Source organism: Altererythrobacter sp. MTPC7 (assembly GCF_042851395.1).
In the GTDB taxonomy this organism is placed as follows: Bacteria; Pseudomonadota; Alphaproteobacteria; order Sphingomonadales; family Sphingomonadaceae; genus CAJXSN01.
In genome coordinates, this window is sequence record NZ_BTGS01000005.1 from 113,892 (window position 1) to 132,461 (window position 18,570).

20 protein-coding genes are annotated in these 18,570 nt (G+C 65.0%); 9 read left to right on the forward strand and 11 right to left on the reverse strand.

Annotation, left to right across the window (positions count from 1 at the left end; genetic code table 11):
* Positions 1-105 precede the first annotated feature (105 nt).
* The 4 genes from ACGHJ7_RS06010 to ACGHJ7_RS06025 all read left to right on the forward strand — a co-directional run bounded on the left by ACGHJ7_RS06010 (position 106) and on the right by ACGHJ7_RS06025 (position 3,901).
* Positions 106-2,310, forward strand: a complete 2,205-nt coding sequence (locus tag ACGHJ7_RS06010; protein ID WP_390475415.1) for a M13 family metallopeptidase — start codon at positions 106-108, stop codon at positions 2,308-2,310.
* Positions 2,311-2,392: 82 nt separating this feature from the next.
* The gene (locus ACGHJ7_RS06015) at positions 2,393-3,199 is read left to right on the forward strand and encodes an undecaprenyl-diphosphate phosphatase (protein ID WP_390475417.1); all 807 of its coding nucleotides are present in this window, start codon (positions 2,393-2,395) and stop codon (positions 3,197-3,199) included.
* 87 nt (positions 3,200-3,286) lie between these two features.
* Entirely contained in the window at positions 3,287-3,541 is a 255-nt protein-coding gene (locus ACGHJ7_RS06020) for a hypothetical protein (RefSeq protein ID WP_390475419.1), read from the forward strand.
* Positions 3,542-3,580: 39 nt separating this feature from the next.
* Positions 3,581-3,901 carry a hypothetical protein gene (locus tag ACGHJ7_RS06025; RefSeq protein ID WP_390475421.1) on the forward strand — a complete coding sequence of 107 codons (321 nt, stop codon included), beginning with the start codon at positions 3,581-3,583 and terminating at the stop codon, positions 3,899-3,901.
* 113 nt (positions 3,902-4,014) lie between these two features.
* Here ACGHJ7_RS06025 and phhA read toward each other — a convergent pair whose 3' ends face one another.
* The gene (gene phhA / locus ACGHJ7_RS06030; protein ID WP_390475423.1) at positions 4,015-4,953 is read right to left on the reverse strand and encodes a phenylalanine 4-monooxygenase; all 939 of its coding nucleotides are present in this window, start codon (positions 4,951-4,953) and stop codon (positions 4,015-4,017) included.
* Positions 4,954-5,014: 61 nt separating this feature from the next.
* Here phhA and ppk2 point away from each other — a divergent pair, with 61 nt between their 5' ends.
* Positions 5,015-5,794: a polyphosphate kinase 2 gene (gene ppk2, locus ACGHJ7_RS06035; RefSeq protein ID WP_390475425.1), complete on the forward strand. Its 780-nt coding sequence runs from the start codon at positions 5,015-5,017 to the stop codon at positions 5,792-5,794.
* Here the strand turns inward: ppk2 and ACGHJ7_RS06040 are convergent, their stop codons facing one another.
* From ACGHJ7_RS06040 to ACGHJ7_RS06065, 6 genes are all read right to left on the reverse strand, one after another.
* The gene (locus tag ACGHJ7_RS06040; RefSeq protein WP_390475426.1) at positions 5,795-6,652 is read right to left on the reverse strand and encodes a MaoC family dehydratase N-terminal domain-containing protein; all 858 of its coding nucleotides are present in this window, start codon (positions 6,650-6,652) and stop codon (positions 5,795-5,797) included.
* 1 nt (position 6,653) lies between these two features.
* Positions 6,654-7,889: an acetyl-CoA C-acetyltransferase gene (locus ACGHJ7_RS06045; protein ID WP_390475428.1), complete on the reverse strand. Its 1,236-nt coding sequence runs from the start codon at positions 7,887-7,889 to the stop codon at positions 6,654-6,656.
* A gap of 11 nt (positions 7,890-7,900) precedes the next feature.
* Entirely contained in the window at positions 7,901-9,133 is a 1,233-nt protein-coding gene (locus ACGHJ7_RS06050; protein WP_390475430.1) for a CoA transferase, read from the reverse strand.
* Positions 9,133-10,308 (reverse strand): acyl-CoA dehydrogenase family protein, encoded by a 1,176-nt coding sequence (locus ACGHJ7_RS06055; protein ID WP_390475432.1) that lies wholly within the window; start codon positions 10,306-10,308, stop codon positions 9,133-9,135. Before ACGHJ7_RS06055 ends, ACGHJ7_RS06050 begins: the two co-directional genes overlap by 1 nt.
* Positions 10,305-10,529, reverse strand: a complete 225-nt coding sequence (locus tag ACGHJ7_RS06060; protein WP_390475435.1) for a hypothetical protein — start codon at positions 10,527-10,529, stop codon at positions 10,305-10,307. The genes ACGHJ7_RS06055 and ACGHJ7_RS06060 overlap by 4 nt, the downstream gene beginning before the upstream one ends.
* A 65-nt stretch (positions 10,530-10,594) precedes the next feature.
* A complete protein-coding gene (locus tag ACGHJ7_RS06065) occupies positions 10,595-11,002 on the reverse strand; it encodes a hypothetical protein (RefSeq protein ID WP_390475437.1) in 408 nt (135 codons plus the stop codon).
* Between the two features lie 179 nt (positions 11,003-11,181).
* Here ACGHJ7_RS06065 and recQ point away from each other — a divergent pair, with 179 nt between their 5' ends.
* The 4 genes from recQ to asd are packed head-to-tail and all read left to right on the forward strand — an operon-like array spanning position 11,182 to position 15,185.
* On the forward strand, positions 11,182-12,945 hold the full coding sequence (gene recQ / locus ACGHJ7_RS06070; RefSeq protein ID WP_390475609.1) for a DNA helicase RecQ: 1,764 nt from the start codon (positions 11,182-11,184) through the stop codon (positions 12,943-12,945).
* A gap of 60 nt (positions 12,946-13,005) precedes the next feature.
* A complete protein-coding gene (locus tag ACGHJ7_RS06075; RefSeq protein ID WP_390475438.1) occupies positions 13,006-14,013 on the forward strand; it encodes a right-handed parallel beta-helix repeat-containing protein in 1,008 nt (335 codons plus the stop codon).
* Between the two features lie 60 nt (positions 14,014-14,073).
* Positions 14,074-14,337 (forward strand): DksA/TraR family C4-type zinc finger protein, encoded by a 264-nt coding sequence (locus tag ACGHJ7_RS06080; protein ID WP_390475440.1) that lies wholly within the window; start codon positions 14,074-14,076, stop codon positions 14,335-14,337.
* Positions 14,334-15,185 carry an archaetidylserine decarboxylase gene (gene asd / locus ACGHJ7_RS06085; RefSeq protein WP_390475442.1) on the forward strand — a complete coding sequence of 284 codons (852 nt, stop codon included), beginning with the start codon at positions 14,334-14,336 and terminating at the stop codon, positions 15,183-15,185. Before ACGHJ7_RS06080 ends, asd begins: the two co-directional genes overlap by 4 nt.
* Here asd and ACGHJ7_RS06090 read toward each other — a convergent pair.
* From ACGHJ7_RS06090 to ACGHJ7_RS06105, 4 genes are all read right to left on the reverse strand, one after another.
* Positions 15,182-15,685 carry a GNAT family N-acetyltransferase gene (locus ACGHJ7_RS06090; RefSeq protein ID WP_390475445.1) on the reverse strand — a complete coding sequence of 168 codons (504 nt, stop codon included), beginning with the start codon at positions 15,683-15,685 and terminating at the stop codon, positions 15,182-15,184. The two genes, asd and ACGHJ7_RS06090, sit on opposite strands and share 4 nt — an antisense overlap.
* Positions 15,682-16,722 (reverse strand): GTP cyclohydrolase II, encoded by a 1,041-nt coding sequence (gene ribA / locus ACGHJ7_RS06095; RefSeq protein WP_390475611.1) that lies wholly within the window; start codon positions 16,720-16,722, stop codon positions 15,682-15,684. The genes ACGHJ7_RS06090 and ribA overlap by 4 nt, the downstream gene beginning before the upstream one ends.
* A gap of 50 nt (positions 16,723-16,772) precedes the next feature.
* A complete protein-coding gene (gene xth, locus ACGHJ7_RS06100) occupies positions 16,773-17,582 on the reverse strand; it encodes an exodeoxyribonuclease III (RefSeq protein ID WP_390475447.1) in 810 nt (269 codons plus the stop codon).
* 275 nt (positions 17,583-17,857) lie between these two features.
* On the reverse strand, positions 17,858-18,520 hold the full coding sequence (locus ACGHJ7_RS06105; RefSeq protein ID WP_390475449.1) for an outer membrane lipoprotein carrier protein LolA: 663 nt from the start codon (positions 18,518-18,520) through the stop codon (positions 17,858-17,860).
* Positions 18,521-18,570 lie beyond the last annotated feature (50 nt).

Below are 18,570 nucleotides of genomic sequence, written 5' to 3' on the forward strand. Positions count from 1 at the left end.
GGGTCGACGAACGTTTCCGCCGCGCCGTCCAAACGGCTATGGCAGAACGGTAATTCCCGCGCGCCGCGCGCGTGCGGGGCGATTTTCCAAGGGGATGCCACGACCATGATACGCACTGCCATCATCACTTCCGCCAGCGCGCTCGCGCTGATCGCCGCGGCGCCTGCCAGCGCGCAGGAAACCGAACGCTCCGACGAGACGAGCGCACCCGCGCCTGTCCCCAATACGCCGACCCTGCCGCAGGAAGGCGAAGCGGGCGTGATCGCCGAACCGGCCACCCCGACGATGAGCTTTGGCGAATGGGGCGTTGACCCCTCTCTCCTGTCCGAGACGATCGAGCCGGGCGACGACTTCTTCGGGTACGTCAACCAGGAATGGCTCGATGCCAACCCGCTGCCGGCCGAATTTAGCCGTTTCGGCGCGTTCAACCTGCTGCGCGAGAAGTCGACCAGCGATGTGAAGGCCCTGGTCGACGAACTGGTCGCCAAGGACGCGGCCGCGCTGACGCCGGACGAGAAGCGCATCGTCGATGCCTACAATGCCTTCCTCGACACCGATGCCATCGACGCAGCGGGACTGAGCAATGTCCGCCCCTATCTCGATGCTGTTTCCGCGGTGCGTTCGGTCGGCGAACTGGGCGATCTGTGGGCATCGCCGGGCTATCCCGCGCCCATCGGCGGCTATGTCAATGTCGATGCCAAGCAGCCCGACCAGTATGTCGCCTATCTCGGCATTGGCGGCCTCGGCCTGCCGGACCGCGAATATTATCTCGACACCTCCGAGAAGGGCGTCGCGATCCAGAACGGATACAAGGATTACATGACCTTCGTTCTGGGCGAGGCCGGCTATGCCGACCCCCGCGCGGCAGCAGAGGCGGTCTACGCCTTCGAGGAAAAGCTGGCCCGCGACGTCATCTGGGACCGCACCGTGCAGCGTAACCGCGACCTGACCTACAACGCGGTGACGGCCGCCGAGGTCGAGGCGATGGCGGGCGATTTCCCGGTCGCCGCGATGCTCGACAAGATCGGTTTCTCGCAGTCGCCCAAATACGTGATCGGCCAGATCCCGCCGACCGATGAAGAGGTCGCGGAGCTGGAACTGACGGCGGAAACGCTGGACAAGATCGGCACCGGTTTCCCCGGCATGTTCGACGTGCTGAACGCAACGCCGCTCGCCACCTTGCAGGCCTGGACGATCAAGGATATCCTGACCGACCGGGCGCAGGTCCTGCCCACCCGGTTCGACGAGGCGCATTTCGAATTCTTCGGCAAGACGCTGACCGGCACGCCCGAACAGCGCCCCCGCTGGAAGCGCGCCATCGCTGCGGTCGAGGGTTCGCTGGGCGAACTGGTCGGCAAATCCTATGTCGAGCGCTACTTCCCGGCCGAGAATAAGGCCGCGATGGACGAGCTGGTGGCGAACCTGCGGGTCGCGCTGGCGCAGTCGCTCGACGAAATCGACTGGATGACCGAGGAAACCAAGGTCGAGGCCATGGCCAAGCTGGACAGCTTCGACCCGAAGATCGGCTATCGCGACAATCTGGAAATCTATGACGGCCTCGCCATCAGCGGGACCGATCCGGTCGCCAACGAAGTCGCTGCAGAAGCGTGGCAGCTGGCGGACAATGTCTCCAAGCTGGGCGGCCCGATCGACCGGACCGAGTGGTTCATGCTGCCCCAGACGGTGAATGCCTATTACAACCCGACCAAGAACGAGATCGTGTTCCCGGCGGCCATCCTGCAGCAGCCCTTCTTCGGCCTGAGCGCGGATCCGGCGGTAAATTACGGCGCCATCGGCGGCGTGATCGGCCATGAAATCGGTCACGGCTTCGACGACCAGGGCTCCAAGTCCGACGGTACGGGCAAGCTGCGCAACTGGTGGACGGACGAAGACCGCGCCAATTTCGACGAGCGCGGCGATGCGCTGGTCGAGCAGTACGATGCCTATTGCCCCTTCGATGACGGAGAGACCTGCGTGAACGGCCGGTTCACGCTGGGCGAGAATATCGGCGATCTCGGCGGCCTCAGCCTTGCCTACCGCGCCTACAAGATCGCGACGGAAGGGCAGGACGTGCCGGTGCTGAACGGCCTGACAGGCGACCAGCGCTTCTTCCTTGCATGGGCGCAGGTCTGGCGTTCGGCCCAGCGGGAGGAAAACTATCGCACCCGCCTGCGCACCGATCCCCATGCGCCGGAGGAATACCGGGTCAACGGCGTCGTGCGAAATATCGACGCCTGGTACGAAGCCTTCGGCGTCACGCCGGAGGACGCACTGTACCTGCCGCCGGAAGAGCGCGTGAAGATCTGGTAACGCCAGCCAGCACGCTTTTACCCCCGAGGGGACGCCGGGTCGCTTGACTTGGCGTCCCCTTTCTTCATGGACCCATGCCACCATGGAAAACACAGTAACCGCGATCCTGCTCGGCATCCTCGAAGGGTTGACCGAATTCCTGCCCGTCTCCTCGACCGGGCACCTGATCCTCGCCCAGGCATGGTTCGGGTATGATCCGGCCGAATGGCGGCAGTTCAACATCGTCATCCAGCTGGGCGCGATCCTGGCGGTGGTGGTGGCCTATTTCCGGACCTTCTGGGACATGGGAATGGGATTGCTTCGCTGGGAAGACCGCTCGGTCCGATTCGTGCGCAACATCCTGCTGGGCTTCGTGCCCGCTGCCATCATCGGCCTGCTGGCGAAGGATGCGATCGACGCGATGCTGGAGACGCCGCTGGTCGTGGCGATTGCCCTCATCATCGGCGGTATCGCGATCATCGTGCTGGAACGGATCATTCCCGCGCGCGAGGATACGGGTGTGGCAGCCATGTCGGCGAAGACGGCCCTCGCGGTCGGCTGTGTCCAGTCTCTTGCGATGATCCCCGGTACCAGCCGTTCCGGCGCCACCATCATGGGCGCGCTGGCGATGGGCGTGGGGCGCAAGACCGCGGCCGAATTCTCCTTCTTCCTTGCCGTGCCCACGATGCTGGGCGCAGCCACGGTCAAGATCCTGGACGAACCGGCCCTGCTGGCGGGAGAGGCGACCATCGGCTGGACCGAGATCGCGCTCGGCTTCACCGCTGCGTTCCTCGTGGCGCTCGCCGTGATCAAGGCGTTCGTGGCTTTCGTCAGCAAGCGCGGATTTTCGCCGTTCGGATGGTACAGGATATTGATCGGCGGTGCTTTCATCGCGTGGATGGTTGCCTGAATCCCACACTACCGGTTGCAGTTGAAAACAGTTCGGAACGCGTGCCTACCCCCGACGTTTGGGGGTAATGGATAACGAGAATTATACATGGGACTGCTGATCCTGATCGCGACCGGCGCGGCCATCGGATGGCTGGCGACCGTGATAAACGACGTGCGTAGTCCCCAGCAGACGACGAACAAGGTGCTGGCAGGTATCTGCGGTGCATTGATCGTCGGTGTGCCTGTGAACCAGGCGTCCATCCTCGCCGGATTGAGCCCGGCCGCGCTCCTGCTCGGCGCCTTCGGGAGCTTTATCGCAATTCTGGCGTATCGATATTTGCACAAGGCCCAAACCGGCTGATTGCAATAACATGCTGGACTCGGGCGGTTGCCTGCTGTCATGCATGACCTTGCGGTTCCGGTTTCGGAGCCCGTTTTTCAAGAAGGGGAAGAAGTTATGAAATTCACGATGAAAACCGCCATGGTTGCTTCGGTCGCTGCACTCGGCCTGAGCGTCGCTGCTTGCGACTCCGCTGCCGAAAACCAGGCAGAAGAGAACATCGAAGAAATGGAAGATGCTCGTGACGCCGAAGTCAACGAGATGGAAGCTGCCGGTGAGATCACCGACGAGCAGGCTGACGCCATGGACGACCAGACGGACGCCATGGAAGAATCCATGGAAGAAGAAGCCGACGACATCGACGGCGTCGACCCGATGTAAGCTCGGTTAAACCGAACACGAAAAACCGGCGCTGGATCAGTCCAGCGCCGGTTTTTTTGTATCTTGGGTCGTTGCAGGCGGCCCGTTCCGAACGGTGACCGGCGTACCCGCACCTAGACCGGCCGCGCCCCGCTGCCGCGTCCGCCGCGCAACAGATATTCCTGCGTGCCCCGGTTGATGACATAATCGACGTCGATGACCGCCGAATTGGCATAGGTGAAGGACGGCGGCAGGTCGCGGTACAGCGCGTCGAAGTCCCGCTCCACCGTCTGGCGATAAAGGTCCTCGAAGCTTTCGATCACGAAATAGGTCGGTTGCAGGTCGCTGATGACGTAATCGGTCCGCATGGCCCGGTCGACGTTCAGCATGATACGATTGGGACTTTTCGCCTCGACCGCGAACACCGCTTCCGTCGGTCCGGACAGGATGCCGGCACCGTAGGCGCGAATGCCCTCGGCTTCCTGGATCAGGCCGAATTCCACCGTGTACCAGTAAAGCGCGCCCAGGGCCTTGAGGCGATTATAGCGCATCGCCTTCCATCCGGCCTTGCCGTATTCGTGCATGTAATCGGCGTAGACCGGATCGGTCAGCATGGGGACATGGCCAAACACGTCGTGAAAGACGTCGGGTTCCTGGATGTAGTCGAACGTCTCGCGCGTGCGGATGAAATTGCCCGCCGGGAACCGCCGGTTGGCCAGATGCCAGAAGAAGACGTGGTCGGGGATCAGCATCGGGACCGGCACGACGCTCCATCCTGTCATGGGGGAAAGCTCGGCCGAGAGGCGATCGAAATCGGGCACGCCGCCGCGGCCCAGATCCAGTCGCTCCAACCCTTTCAGGAATGCGGTTGCCGCCCGGCCGGGCAGGACATCCATCTGCCGCGAAAACAGGTCGTCCCAGATCGCGTCGTCTTCGCTGTCATAGGCCGTCTGCTGCGGTTCCAGCCAGTCGTCCCCGACATGGCCGGGCCGCTTCAGCGGTGCGGTAAAGACGTCCTCCGGCATTTCGGGGAGGACGGAATAATCGGTTTCGGGCTTTGCAAGTGTGGCCATAATATCGTTCATATAGGTAGCATCGCTGCGATGTGCAGGCAATTTTGCGGAGAGCCATAGCGTGCCGAAACTTAAGAAGAAGGCCTACGAGAAACTGCTTGCCCCGATGGAAGAGGAACTGGTGGCAATGGCGCGCTGGGCGCGGGTCACTGGCCAGCGGATCTGCGTGGTTTTCGAAGGGCGCGACACGGCGGGCAAGGGCGGGGCGATTCGCGCCGTCGGAGGGCGTCTCAATCCCCGGCAGACCCGCGTGGTTGCCCTGTCGAAGCCCAGCGAGCAGGAGCGCAGCCAGTGGTATTTCCAGCGCTATGTCCCGCATTTGCCGTCAGCCGGCGAAATCGTGCTGTTCGACCGCAGCTGGTACAATCGTGCCGGTGTCGAACAGGTCATGGGCTTTGCCAGCGAGGCGGAGGTGGCGAAATTCCTGCGCGAGGCCCCGGTTTTCGAACGGATGCTGGTCGATGACGGCATCCTGCTGTTCAAATACTGGCTGACGACCGACCAGGAGAGCCAAGAAGAGCGGTTGCGGGAACGGCTCGAGGACCCGCTCAAACGCTGGAAACTCTCGCCGATCGACCTTGCCGCGCGGGAGAAATACGATGCTTACACGCGGGCGCGGGAGGCGATGCTGGCCGCGACGCATACCGATCATGCGCCCTGGACACTGGTCGATTTCAACGACCAGAAACGGGGGCGACTGACATTGGTGCGCGACCTGCTGGACAGGTTGCCCGACACGGCTTGCGAGCCGGAGCCGCTGGACTTTCCCGAGCTGGGCCATGAACCGGTGCGCGAAAGCTACGGCGTGTTGCAGCCGATTGCGGATTACCCGCTGGACTGATCAGCCGGCGATCCCGGCGCTGGCTTTCGTCACCTGCCTGCCATCGCCGGCAAAGGCTGCGAGTTCGATTTCGCTTGCCGACCGGCGCAGGGCGAGATGCAGCGGCTCACCGGCAATCGCCGGCGAAACCCCGCGAAACGCGAAGTGGCGCAGCGCATCCTGTCCCAGTTCGTCGGCAGCCAGTTGCAACAGCAGGCTGGCTGTCAGCGGACCATGCACCACGAGGCCGCGATACCGCTCCACATCGCGCGCATAAGGCGCGTCGTAATGAATGCGGTGCGTGTTGAAGGTCAGCGCGGAATAGCGAAACAGCAGGCGCGCATCGGGCGTCAGGGTGCGAACCGCATCCCACGCGCCCGCATCGAAGCTGTCTCCAGACGCCGGTGGCGGGCTGAGCGGCGCATCGGCTTCGGCGGCTTCGCGGTAGACGAGGGTCTGGGTCTCGGTGACAGCCGGGGTGCCATCCGCGGCGGTTTCGTGAACGACATCCACGAAGGCCATGTCGCCGCTCTTGCCCGATTTGGGCGTGACGGATGCGATCCTGCTCGTGCGCGTGATGGCCGCGCCGGTATGGATCGGCGAGAGGAATTTCATGGCGCTCGATGCCCACATCCGCCGCGGCAGCGGTACGGGCGGCAGGAAGCTGCCGGGACCGTCGCTGCGGGCGGGGTGGCCGTCCTCGCCCAGGTCGGCCGTCGGCGCGTCGGGTGTGCAGAGGCAGAAATGGATGCCCTGCGGTAGCGGCTGCCCGGCTGCCGGCTCGCGGTCGAATGTCGCAAGCCAGCGCGCAGCCAGCCCTTCATCCAGCCGGTCATGGCGGGTATCGGTGCGCCCGATCCACTCGGACCAGTCCTGCATATCAGGTGGCTCGTTCGAACATGGCGGCGATACCCTGGCCGCCGCCGATGCACATCGTCTCCAGACCGTAGCGCACCTCGCGCCGGTGCATTTCGTGCGCCATGTCGGCAAGGATACGTCCGCCGGTTGCGCCGATCGGGTGGCCCAGCGAAATGCCCGACCCGTTGACGTTCAGCATGTCGCGGCGCGAATCGTCCGCGCTCCAGCCCCAGCCTTTCAGCACGGCAAGGACCTGAGGGGCGAAGGCCTCGTTCAGTTCGACGAGGCCGACATCGTCCCAGCCATAACCGCGCCGCGCAAACAGCCGCTCCACCGCCGGGACCGGGCCGATCCCCATGCGCGCCGGGTCGCAGCCCGCTGCGGCCCATCCGCCGAACCACAGCATGGGTTCGAGGCCGAGTTCCTCCAGCTTGTCCTCCGCCACGACGAGACAGGCGGCGGCGGCATCGTTCTGCTGGCTGGCATTGCCGGCGGTGACGATGGCATCGGGATTGGCCTTGCCCTCGATGGCGCGCAGCTTGCCGAGCGATTCCATGTCCGCATCCGCGCGGAAGCCTTCGTCTTTTGCGAAGACGACCGGATCGCCCCGGCGCTGCGGCACCTCGACCTCGACGAGCTGCGCGTCGAATTTGCCCGCTTCCCAGGCAGCGGCGGCGTTCTGATGGGAACGGACGGCGTAGGCATCGGCCTCTTCGCGCGAGATGTCGTAATCGGCGGCGAGGTTTTCCGCCGTCTCGATCATGCCGGAGATGACGCCGAAGCGTTCGATCGGCTGGCTCATCACCCGGCCGCGCGAGAGGCGGTCATGCAGCACCATGTCACCCATGCGGGCACCATGCCGCGCCCTGGTCGTGTAATGCTCGACATTGGACATGCTCTCGCAGCCGCCCGCAACGACCACATCGGCCATGCCCGTTTCGACCATCATCGCGGCATTGGCGACGGCCTGCAGCCCGGAACCGCAGCGGCGGTCCAGCTGGTATCCCGGCACTTCCAGCGGCAGGCCTGCGGCCAGCCAGCTCCAGTGGCCGATGGCCGGTGCCTCGCCATTGCCGTAGCCCTGGCTGAAGACGACGTCGTCGACCCGTTCGGGATCGATCCCGCTCCGTGCGACCAGCGCTTTCAGGATCACGGCGCCAAGCTGCCCAGCATCGAGCGGGGCGAGGGTGCCGAGGAACTTGCCCACCGGGGTGCGCAGCGGCGAGACGATGGCGGCTCTTCTGGGCGTTTGGGACATGGATCTGGTTCCTACCTGTTGTTCTTGTCACTGGTGCGCACGATGCCGCGATCGATCATGTCGCCGATGGATCCGCTGCCTAGGCCCAGCCGTTCCGCCAGAACCTGTTCGCTGTGTTCCCCCAGATACGGGGCAGGCGCGGGGTCGCCCGCTTCGCGCGACGGGATGTTGGCAAAGCTGCGGGGGGCGGGATATTCGAAGCCGCTGGGATTGGCAGGCGAAGGACCGAACAGCGGATTGTCCGCCACCAGCACGGGATCGTTCGCCGCCTCGTGCGCGGTGCGGTATTTCTCGAAGGTGGTGCCTGCCTTCCCCATGCGCTTTTCCAGCTTCGCGTATTTGGTTTCGCCCGCGACCTGCTGGAACAGGTCTGCCAGGCGGTGGCGATGGGTGAAGCGCGGTTCGTCGCCGGACGAGAAATCGACCCCCAGCTCCTTTTCCAGCGTCGCGATCTGTTCGGCCACATCGAATGCCTCGACCAGGCCCGTCCACTGCTTGGCCGTCAAGGCGGCGACCATGAAGCGGACGCCGTCCTTGCTGCGAAAGTCGCGGCCGAACGCGCCCCAGATCGCATTGCCGAGCCGTTCACGGTCGGTGCCGCGGAACAGCATTTCCGCCATCATGCCGGAATTGGCGACCGTACCGATGGCAACATCGCCCAGCGGCACACGCATTTCGCTGCCCTGCCCGGTCGCATCACGGTGCCGCAGACCGGCCAGCAGGGAGAACGCGCAATAGGCGCCGGTGATGAAATCCCATGCGGGCAGCACCTGGTTGACCGGCGGAGCGGTTTCCGGGTCCCAGTCTTCCGGCCCGCCCATCAGCGGGTAACCGCTGGCCGCGTTGACGGTAAAATCCATTGCCTGGCGCCCGTCATGCCAGCCCATGATGCGGACCGAGACGAGGTCGGCGCGGTGCCGTTCCATCGCGGCGTGGCTGAGGAAGCTCTTTTCCGGCAGGTTGGTGATGCACTGCCCGGTCTTGCCCGCCAGTTCGACGCAGAGCTCGCGCCCCTCGCCGCTGCGAAGGTCGAGCGCGACGGATTTCTTCGCGCGGTTAAGGTTCTCCCAGCTGAGCGAGCGGCCTTCTTCCGTCAGCAGGAAGCGGTCGTAATCGAGGCCGCCTGCGACGTGGTCGACGCGGATGACCTCCGCCCCCATCTGCGCGCAATACAGGCCGGCTGTCGGCGATGCGACGAAGCTGGATACTTCCACGATGCTGAGATCGCCGAGCAGGTCGTACATTACACGGCGGCCCTCCATTCGCGCAGCATGTGCTTGGCGATCTGGAGCTGGAGGATCTGAGTCGTGCCTTCGTAGATGCGATAGATGCGGGCATCGCGGAAGAACCGCTCCGCATCATATTCGGCAAGATAGCCTGCGCCGCCGTAGATCTGGACGACACGGTCCACCACGCGCCCGCACATCTCGCTGGCGAAGACCTTGAAGGCGGCGGCGTGCTTTACCGTGTTCTCGCCCCGGTCGACGCGGGCGGTCACGTCCGCCATCATGGCCTCGGCGGCGTAGATCTCGGTCCAGCTTTCGGCCAGCATCTGCTGGATCAGCTGGAAATTGGCGATCGGTTCGCCGAAGGCCTGCCGCTCGTTCGCGTATTGCGTCGCGGAATCAAGCGCGCGCTTCGCATAGCCCGTGCTGGCCGCGCCCACCGAAATCCGGCCATTGTCGAGGCTCTGCATGGCGAAGCGGAAGCCCTTGCCGGTTTCCCCGCCGAGCAGCGCCTCGCCCGGCACGTGAACATCGTCCAGCATGACATCGGCGACATGGCTGCCGGCCTGGCCCATTTTCTTGTCGGATTTGCCCACGCTCATCCCCGGCGTATCCATCGGCACGATGAAGGCGCTGACATGGGCGTTCTTGGGCTGCGCCTCTTTCTCCGTGCGCGCCATGATCAGGGCGACGTCGGCATGGGGCGCATTGGTGATGTAGCGCTTGGAGCCATTGAGGATCCAGCCATTGCCGTCGGGATCGGGCTTCGCGGTTGTCGCCATGGCTGCGCTGTCGGAACCGCTGCCGGGCTCCGTCAGGCCGAAACAGGCGATCTCACCCGATGCGATACGCGGCCACCACTCGGCCTTCTGCGCGTCGGTTCCGCCGTTCTTGATTGCGGAATTGAACATGCCGACATTGATCGAGAAGATCGAGCGATAGGCAGGCGCGGCATAGGCCATGGTTTTCACCACCTGCGCATATTGCGCGGTGTTGAGGCCGGCACCGCCGAAATCTTCGGGCACGGTCAGGCCGAACAGGCCCATGTCCTTCATCTCGGCGACGATGTCCTCGGGGATGGCGTCGTTCGCAATGACGTCCTTCTCCGCCGGGATCAGCCTTTCCTGCACATAGCGTTCGAGCTGTTCCATGAACTGCGCGAAAGTATCGGCGTCCATCCCTGCATTGGTCATTGCATCTGTTCCTCTCCAGTGGGCGGGAGCGTTTGTTCCTCGCCGGGCATTTGTGTGTTGTCGGTGGCATTGTCCTCCGCCCGGATCGTGCCGGGCGGAAGGCGGCGTGCCTCGATCATCTCGGCCGCCTCGTCGAGCGCGCGCGCCTCCCCTACCGAAACACCGCCGGGGCCGGGGTCGTTATCGGCTGCATCGCAGGCAGGCAGGATCGCGGCCAGCACCCCCGCGACGCAAAGGGCTGGCGGCCGGGTCCAGCCCCGACCTTTCGAGACGCGGCGCGCGCGGATTATTCCGTAACCTCGGCAGCCGAGGCATCCTGTTCATCGGCGAGGTCTTCCTCGGCGGCATCCTGCGTCGCCTCGGCAGCGCCAGCGGCTCCTGCGGCGATTGCGGCCACGTCGGCGGCGGCAGCGGCAGCGGCTTCACCGGCGGATTCCAGCTGCGCAACCTCGTCCTCGCTCGGGCCTTCGGGTTCCGCGTCGCGAACCGTTTCGCTGCGCGGGGGGAGGGGCACGACTTCCTCGTCCACGACGGGATCTGCCTCGATGTCGTCCATCGCCTCGTCGGCAACGATCTCGACGGAATCATCGGGCACGGTTTCCTCGGCATCGTTCCCGCCGCCGCAAGCGGCAAGCGCAAGCGCGCCCGAGAGAGCAATAACGGTAGGCGGGGAGGCAGGAATGGTTCGTTTCACGGGTGTGTCTCCACAAGAACAGAATCTGTCTGGGAGCCTCCTAAACACGCAATGCGCGGTGGGCAAAGGGGGAAAGTCGCGAACCGCTGCTTGCCAGCGCAGGCAGGTGTGGCATGGCGCAGGCGATGTCCGTATCGGCAGTCTCCGACCCCTCCGCCCCCGCAGGCGCCAGTACCCTCATGGACGAGGCGCGAGAACGGCTGCGCGAACTGTTCGGCTTCAGCGGTTTTCGCGGGCGGCAGGAAGAAGTGGTGTCGCGCGTGCTGGGTGGGCGGTCCACGCTGGCGGTCATGCCGACGGGCGCTGGCAAGTCGCTGACCTACCAGCTGCCGTCTGCCATGCTGGAGGGGACCTGTATCGTCATCTCGCCGCTGATCGCACTGATGCACGACCAGCTGCGATCGGCCCGCGCCAACGGCATTCGCGCGGCCACGCTGACCAGCGCCGATGCCGATTGGCGCGAAACGATGGACGCCTATCGCCGCGGCGAGCTCGACCTGCTCTATGTCGCGCCGGAACGGGCGAGCCAGCCTGCCTTCTGCGACCTGCTGACCGCGGCGCCGATTGCCCTGTTCGCCATCGACGAGGCACATTGCGTTTCGGAATGGGGGCACGATTTCCGGCCCGATTACCGCCAGCTTCGCCCGCTGATGGACCGGTTCGGCGACGTCCCGCGCCTGGCGCTGACCGCCACGGCCGACGAGCATACGCGGGCCGATATCCTGACCCAGCTGGGCATTCCGCAGGACGGATTGATCGTGGCGGGCTTCGATCGGCCGAACATCCGCTATGCCATCCGTCACAGGGACAATCCGGTGCGCCAGCTGACCCAGCTGATGGCGGAAAACCCGGGGCCGGGCATCGTCTACGCGCCGACCCGCCGCAAGGTGGAGGAGCTGGCGTCGAAACTGGCCGATGCCACGGGCAGGAACGTCCTGCCCTATCACGCCGGGCTCGACCCGCAGGTCCGCGCCGACAACCAGGTGGCTTTCGTCGCGAGCGAGGACATGGTGATCGTCGCCACCATCGCTTTCGGCATGGGCATCGACAAGCCGGATGTGCGCTTCGTCGCCCATGCGGGCGTGCCGAAATCGATCGAGGCCTACTACCAGGAAACGGGCCGGGCGGGACGCGACGGGGACCCGGCGCAGGCCACCATGCTGTGGGGTGCTGGCGATTTCGTCACTGCCCGGCAGAGGCTGGCCGAACTGTCGGACGACCGCCGGGCCGGGGATGCGAAGCGGCTGGACGCCCTTGCCATGCTGGTCGAGACGCCCGAATGTCGCCGCGCCATCCTGCTCAGGCATTTCGGGGAGGACCCGCCTGCCCGCTGCGGCAATTGCGACAATTGCATCGATGCGCCTGCAGTGATCGATGCCACCCAGCTGTCGCGCAAGCTTCTCTCCGCCGCCTACCGCACCGGGCAGAGCTTCGGCTTCGGCCACCTGCAAAAGGTACTGACCGGCAATAGCGACGAGCGGATCGAACAGCGCGGTCACGACCAGCTGAGCGTTTTCGGCATCGTCGAGGGCGAGGAAGCGGCCCTGCTGCGTCCGGTGGCGAGGGCGTTGCAGGCGCGCGGGGCGCTGGTGGCGACCGAGCATGGCGGCCTGGCGCTGGGCGGCGATGCGCGGGCGATCATCAAGGGCGAGATGGAGATCGCCATCGTCCAGCCTCCGAAACGCAGCGCGCGCCGGGGAAATCGGGATGTCACCCCCAATCCGGTCGGCGATCCGCTGTTCGATGCCTTGCGCGAATTGCGCCGCGAACTGGCGCTGGAAGGGCAGGTGCCGCCCTACGTCATCTTCCACGACGCCGTGCTGCGCGCAATGGCGAGCCAGCGGCCCGGCACGCTGGCAGAACTTGCGTCGATAAACGGGGTCGGCGCAAAGAAGCTGGATGCCTACGGCGAACGCTTCCTCGATTGTATCCGCCGGCACTGACAGCGCGCCCGGCCGAATGGATTGAGAAGGCGTTAACCTTTTTCGGTTACGCCTGCGTCCATGGAAAATCCTGCCTCCCGTTCGTTTGCACCCGACATGCACGGCTCGCTCGGCCGCCCGTCCATCCTGCTGGGTGGCATGATTGCCGCCGCGGCCGTCGCCCTGATCCCGGCGGCAGCGCTGCTCGCGCAGCCGTCGAGTGCGCCGTTTACGGTGGTCGAAACGGGGCGGGGGTTCGGCTCGCTGCAACAGGCGGTGGATGCCATCGGCAACGGGCAGGGCAGCATTGCGATACGCGCAGGGACCTACCGCGAATGCGCGGTGCAGCAGGGCGGATCGGTGTCCTATCTCGCCAGCAATGCGGGCGAGGTGATCTTCGACGGCGCCACCTGCGAGGGCAAGGCGGCGCTGGTCCTGCGGGGCGAGAATGCCAGTATCGCAGGCCTCGTCTTCAAGAACATGGCCGTGCCCGATTACAACGGCGCCGGAATCCGGCTGGAAACCGGCAATCTGACCGTCACGCAGAGCTGGTTCCTCGACAGCCAGCAGGGCATTCTGACGGCGAATGGAATGCCCAGCCGCATCGTCATCGACCGGTCCACCTTCTCCGGCCTCGGCACGTGCGAAGGTGCAGGCGGCTGCGCGCATTCGATCTATGTCGGCCGCGTCCCGCATCTGCGGATCACGCGCAGCCGCTTCGAGCGGGGCAGCGGCGGGCATTACGTGAAGTCGCGCGCCGTCCGCACCGATGTCGCGGCCTCCAGCTTCGACGATTCCGCAGGGTCTTCCACCAATTACATGATCGACCTGCCAAGCGGCAGCGCGGGCCAGATCACCAATAACTGGTTCGTCCAGGGCCGGGACAAGGAAAATTACTCGGCCTTCATCGCGGTATCCCCCGAGGGGCGCGAGAACCCGACGGACGACCTGCTGATCGCGGGCAACGATGCCCGCTTCGTGCCGGGCCTGTCGCGCAAGTCGGCCTTCGTCGCCGATTGGGGCGCGGGCGATGTCACGGTGGAAGACAACACGATCGGCGCCGGGATTACCCGTTACGAACTTCGCTGAGACACCACCCTCAGGAACGCCTGCTCCCCCGCATCCGTTGGAAGGGAAAAGGAGCAAGGCATGGCCGGTGGCTGGGCGCGCGATGGCGCCATTCAAGATCAGATAGACGACACGATCAACGATGCGGTCGGGGCCGCGCGTTCCCGCCTGCCGAAAGGCGCGAGCGCGGAGTGGTGCGACGAGTGCGGAGAGCCTGTCCCGGAAAAACGCCGCGCAGCTCTGCCCGGCGTGCGAACCTGCGTCGCCTGCCAGTCCGCACGCGATGCGGCGGTGCGCCACAGTTCGATCAACCGCCGCGGCAGCAAGGATAGCCAGCTTCGATGACCAGCCCTTTCGTTCGCCTGCAGCACGCCGTGCCGCAGCATGCCCTGTCCCGGCTTGCAGGGCGTTTCGCGGGAAGCCGGCGGCCCTGGCTGCGTGACCGCCTGATCGAACGCTTCGCCCGCACCTACGGCATCGACATGAGCGAAGCGGAGCGGCCGCTGGGAAGATATGACAGTTTCAATGACTTTTTCACCCGGTCCCTGAAACCCGGCGCACGTCCGCTGGCCGATGCCGAACGGCATGTGCTCAGCCCCGCCGACGGGGCAATCAGCCAGCTCGGGAAGATCGAAAAGGGCCGGATTTTCCAGGCCAAGGGCCATGAATATACCGCTACCGAACTGCTGGGCGGCGATACGGACGCGGCGGCGAAGTTCCAGCATGGCCATTTCGCCACGATCTATCTCAGCCCCCGCGATTATCACCGGGTCCACATGCCGGTTGCGGGGCGGCTGGCGCAAACGACCTATGTTCCCGGCGATCTTTTCTCGGTCAATACCGAGACCGCCGCCGGAGTCCCGCGCCTGTTCGCGCGCAACGAACGGCTCGCCTGCCTGTTCGATACCGAGCTGGGTAGCGTGGCCAGCGTCATGGTGGGGGCGATGATCGTTGCCGGGATCGAGACGGTCTGGGGTGGCCGGGTCGAACCGCATGGCAAGGAACTGATCCGCGCCGTCCATGGCGAGGGTCGCGAGGGCAGCCAGCGCTACGAAGCCGGTGACGAGATGGGCCGCTTCCTCCTCGGTTCGACCGTGGTGCTCCTGTTCGAGGAAGACCGCGTTGCCTTCGACGAAGGGCTGAAGGCCGGGAGCCCGGTACGCATGGGGCAAGCCCTGGCCCGCAGGCTCTAGCCGAAGGCGGGTGCCAGTGTGAGCTTGCCGGTGGGGATCGCGGATGCCTCCAGCAAGGTGACTTGCAGGAACGGGTCCATTTCCGGGTCGAGGGACACACTGTGATCCTGCGTGAACCCGAACCGCGAGTAATAGGCCGGGTCGCCGACCAGCACGACGCCTGCGGCTCCGCGCTCGGCAAGCTGCGCCAATCCGGCTTCGACAAGACGCGATCCGATGCCGCTCTTCTGCCGCATCGGCATGACCGATACTGGGGCCAGCTGGTACCACTGTCCCGGCGCGCCGGAAATGGAGACAGGCGAGAACGCGACATGGCCGATAATGGCTTTGTCCTGGTTGACCGCCACCAGTGACAGCGCCAGATCGCCGCTGTCCCGCAGCCGGTCCACCAGTTCCGCTTCGTCGCCATCGGCATGCGGTGCCTCGTGAAACGCTGCTTTCGTCAGCGCGAAAATGGCGGGCGCGTCGCCATCCCGTTCTGCGCGTATGCGAATCGTCATGTCAGCAAGTGTCCTGACCTGTCCCGCTTGGTGGCAAGATATCTCGCATTATGGGGATTGTCAGGCAATTGATGCGCCACGCGCTCCGTAATCGTCACGCCTGCAGCCCCCAGTGCATCCACCTTGCGGGGATTGTTGGTCATCAGGCGAATGTCGCCGATACCCATCAACTGCAGCATGCGCGCGGCGGTGTCGAAATCGCGCGATTCGTCAGGCAGGCCCAGCCTTTCATTCGCCTCCACCGTGTCGAAACCCTGGTCCTGCAGGCGATAGGCCCGCATCTTGTTGACGAGCCCGATGCCGCGTCCCTCCTGCCGCATGTAAAGGAGGACGCCGTAGCCTCCGTTTTTCGCCTCTTCGGCCATGGCATGAAGCGCCGCGTCCAGTTGCGGGCCGCAATCGCATTTCAGGCTGCCCAGGATGTCGCCGGTGAGGCACTCGGAATGCAGACGGACGAGCGGCGTGCGGCCTGCCATCTGCCGCCCCACGATCAGGGCGCAATGTTCGCGCATGTCATCGGGTTTGCGAAAGACCACGATCTCGCTGTCGTCCTCCGCGGCGACCGGCAGGCGGGCCCGCGCGGCAATGGACAGGCGCACAGGATCGTTCCAGGCGGCGAGGTCCGCCGGATCGAAAGATTGGGACTCCGCCGCGTGATCGGGCGATACCATGAAGGCGGGCAGGATGCCGGCAATCCGGGCAAGCTCCATCGTTGCCGCAGCCTCCTCGCGCCATGCGAGAGGCTCTGCCCGGAACGGTCCCTTCAGCGGGTTGGCGAGGTCCAGCGCCGGATCGGCGATCGCGGTGGCGCTGCGCAGGTCGAACCCGTCCGCGCCGCGTATCATCACGGGTTCGTGCGGCGCGGCAGCCTCGCGCTGGTTGGCGAGTTTGAGGGTGACGGCGCGGGCGGAAGATATCAGCAGGGTGCGGCAGTGGAGCGCGGCCTGCGCCGCGGTTTCGACCGGCTGCAGGATGACAGGCTCACCCTGTCCGGCCATGGCGACTGCCAGCGGCCAGCCATGGCGCAAGGCGTCGATGGCCTGCGCCGTCCGCCGCGATGCCGACGGCCCCGAAGACGCTGCCGCGTTCAGAAGGTGAACTCTGTCGTCAGGGGAACATGGTCGCTCGGCTTTTCCCAGCCGCGCGCATCTTCGAAGACGCTGTGCGCGGTGGCCTGCGCGGCGAGTTCGGGGCTGGCCCACATGTGGTCGAGCCGCCGTCCGCGATCGCCCTTGCGCCAGTCCTTCGAGCGGTAGCTCCACCAGGAATAATAACGCTCTGGCGCCTTGATGTGCTCGCGTCCGATATCGGACCAGCCATGGGCATCCATGAAGCGTTGCAGCGTCTCCACCTCCAGCGGCGTGTGGCTCACGACCTTCAGCAATTGCTTGTGGCTCCATACGTCGCTTTCCAGCGGGGCGATGTTGAAGTCGCCCACGATCAGGGAGGGGCGATCGACCGTATCGGCCCAGCGCGTCATGCGCTCCAGGAAATCGAGCTTCTGTCCGAATTTCGGGTTCCGCTCGCGGTCGGGGATGTCACCGCCTGCGGGGACGTAGACGTTCTCGATGACGGTGCCCACGCCGCCTTTCGCGCCGGGGCCGGCGGTCAGTTCGACGCCTATATGGCGGGCCTCGCCATTGTCCTGCCAGTCGTGACGGGAAAATTCCTTGAACGGCACTTTCCCGACCGTCGCGACGCCGTGATAACCCTTCTGCCCGTGCACGGCGAAATGCTCGTAACCCAGTTCGCGGAAGGCTTCGTAGGGAAACTGATCCTCCTGGCACTTGATTTCCTGCAGGCACAGGACGTCGGGCTGGTGTTCGCGCAGGAACTGGCCGACGATCGGCATGCGCAGGCGGACGGAATTGATGTTCCAGGTAGTGACAGAAACCATGCCCATGCAGGTAGGGAAGCCATGCGCGCCGGTCCAGTGGCCGGAGCCTGCGCTTCACGACAAAAAACCCCCGCACCGGGGGCATTGGTGCGAGGGTTCCTTGTCAGCGTTCGTCACGCTTGATGCAAGGCGATGGTATCGAGGGCAGGGCAACAGGGGGGAAACCCGCCGCTCTATCGTCTTGCAAGTTGGAGAATACTAACCCCCCGCTTTCCATCAGGTGAATGACTTGTCGCAGATTGTCGCGGCAGACACTCAACTGGCGGCTGAAACGTTCACCTCTTGCGACGACTGCTGCGACGCGGATCTTCGTAGGTGAACGCCGAGTCGGATACCGACACGCCGTAGCGCTGGTTACGCAGGCGAACCGTGGTGCGATTGTTCTGCGCGTCGAGCGCAACCCAGTTGGTCAGCTCCCATCCGCCCGGCGCACCGCTGTCCTTCGTGAAGATGAGGGTAATCACGCCGAATTCGGGCTTCTTGGGATCGCGAACCTCGACGCTCATCACGTTGGGATCGCTGGTCGGGATCAGCTTGCCGTACTTCTTCACGTCGCGATTGGGGTCGAGCAGCGCGCCCAGGGGCGAATTGCTGATCGGCCAGCGCTGGACCTGGTTGACCTCGTAATCGACCAGGGTGAGCGACTTGCCGTTGGATACGACCAGCAGCGGCACGCCCTTTTCGTATTCGAAACGGATCTTACCGGGCCGCTTCAGCGTCATCACGCCGCCGATGCGCTGGCCCTTGCGGTCGGTCTGCGTGAAATCCGCCCGCATGGTGGAGATACCGCGAAGCGCGGCGACAGCACCGTCGAGCTTGCTCGCCTGCGCAGCGACAGGCGCTGCGGGTACGGCGAGCATGGCGGCGGGGGCTGCGACAGCGAAGGCTGCGGCAGCGGCGATGCCCGTGGGGCGTTTGAGGAAAGATTTCATGTCCATGCTCCGGGAAGTAAACTCAGAGCGCTGAACTGTCGGTGACCGAACACGGT

Excerpts from the sequence above, each read along its gene's own strand:
- ACGHJ7_RS06015 (WP_390475417.1), top strand. The coding sequence starts at position 2,393 with ATGGAAAACACAGTAACCGCGATCCTGCTCGGCATCCTCGAAGGGTTG.
- phhA (WP_390475423.1), bottom strand. The coding sequence starts at position 4,953 with ATGGCCACACTTGCAAAGCCCGAAACCGATTATTCCGTCCTCCCCGAA.
- ACGHJ7_RS06010 (WP_390475415.1), top strand. The coding sequence starts at position 106 with ATGATACGCACTGCCATCATCACTTCCGCCAGCGCGCTCGCGCTGATC.
- asd (WP_390475442.1), top strand. The coding sequence starts at position 14,334 with ATGACCAGCCCTTTCGTTCGCCTGCAGCACGCCGTGCCGCAGCATGCC.
- ACGHJ7_RS06080 (WP_390475440.1), top strand. The coding sequence starts at position 14,074 with ATGGCCGGTGGCTGGGCGCGCGATGGCGCCATTCAAGATCAGATAGAC.
- ACGHJ7_RS06045 (WP_390475428.1), bottom strand. The coding sequence starts at position 7,889 with ATGTCCCAAACGCCCAGAAGAGCCGCCATCGTCTCGCCGCTGCGCACC.
- ACGHJ7_RS06025 (WP_390475421.1), top strand. The coding sequence starts at position 3,581 with ATGCATGACCTTGCGGTTCCGGTTTCGGAGCCCGTTTTTCAAGAAGGG.
- ACGHJ7_RS06105 (WP_390475449.1), bottom strand. The coding sequence starts at position 18,520 with ATGGACATGAAATCTTTCCTCAAACGCCCCACGGGCATCGCCGCTGCC.
- ACGHJ7_RS06050 (WP_390475430.1), bottom strand. The coding sequence starts at position 9,133 with ATGTACGACCTGCTCGGCGATCTCAGCATCGTGGAAGTATCCAGCTTC.
- ACGHJ7_RS06055 (WP_390475432.1), bottom strand. The coding sequence starts at position 10,308 with ATGACCAATGCAGGGATGGACGCCGATACTTTCGCGCAGTTCATGGAA.
- recQ (WP_390475609.1), top strand. The coding sequence starts at position 11,182 with ATGGACGAGGCGCGAGAACGGCTGCGCGAACTGTTCGGCTTCAGCGGT.
- ACGHJ7_RS06075 (WP_390475438.1), top strand. The coding sequence starts at position 13,006 with ATGGAAAATCCTGCCTCCCGTTCGTTTGCACCCGACATGCACGGCTCG.
- xth (WP_390475447.1), bottom strand. The coding sequence starts at position 17,582 with ATGGTTTCTGTCACTACCTGGAACATCAATTCCGTCCGCCTGCGCATG.
- ACGHJ7_RS06040 (WP_390475426.1), bottom strand. The coding sequence starts at position 6,652 with ATGCAGGACTGGTCCGAGTGGATCGGGCGCACCGATACCCGCCATGAC.
- ACGHJ7_RS06020 (WP_390475419.1), top strand. The coding sequence starts at position 3,287 with ATGGGACTGCTGATCCTGATCGCGACCGGCGCGGCCATCGGATGGCTG.
- ACGHJ7_RS06090 (WP_390475445.1), bottom strand. The coding sequence starts at position 15,685 with ATGACGATTCGCATACGCGCAGAACGGGATGGCGACGCGCCCGCCATT.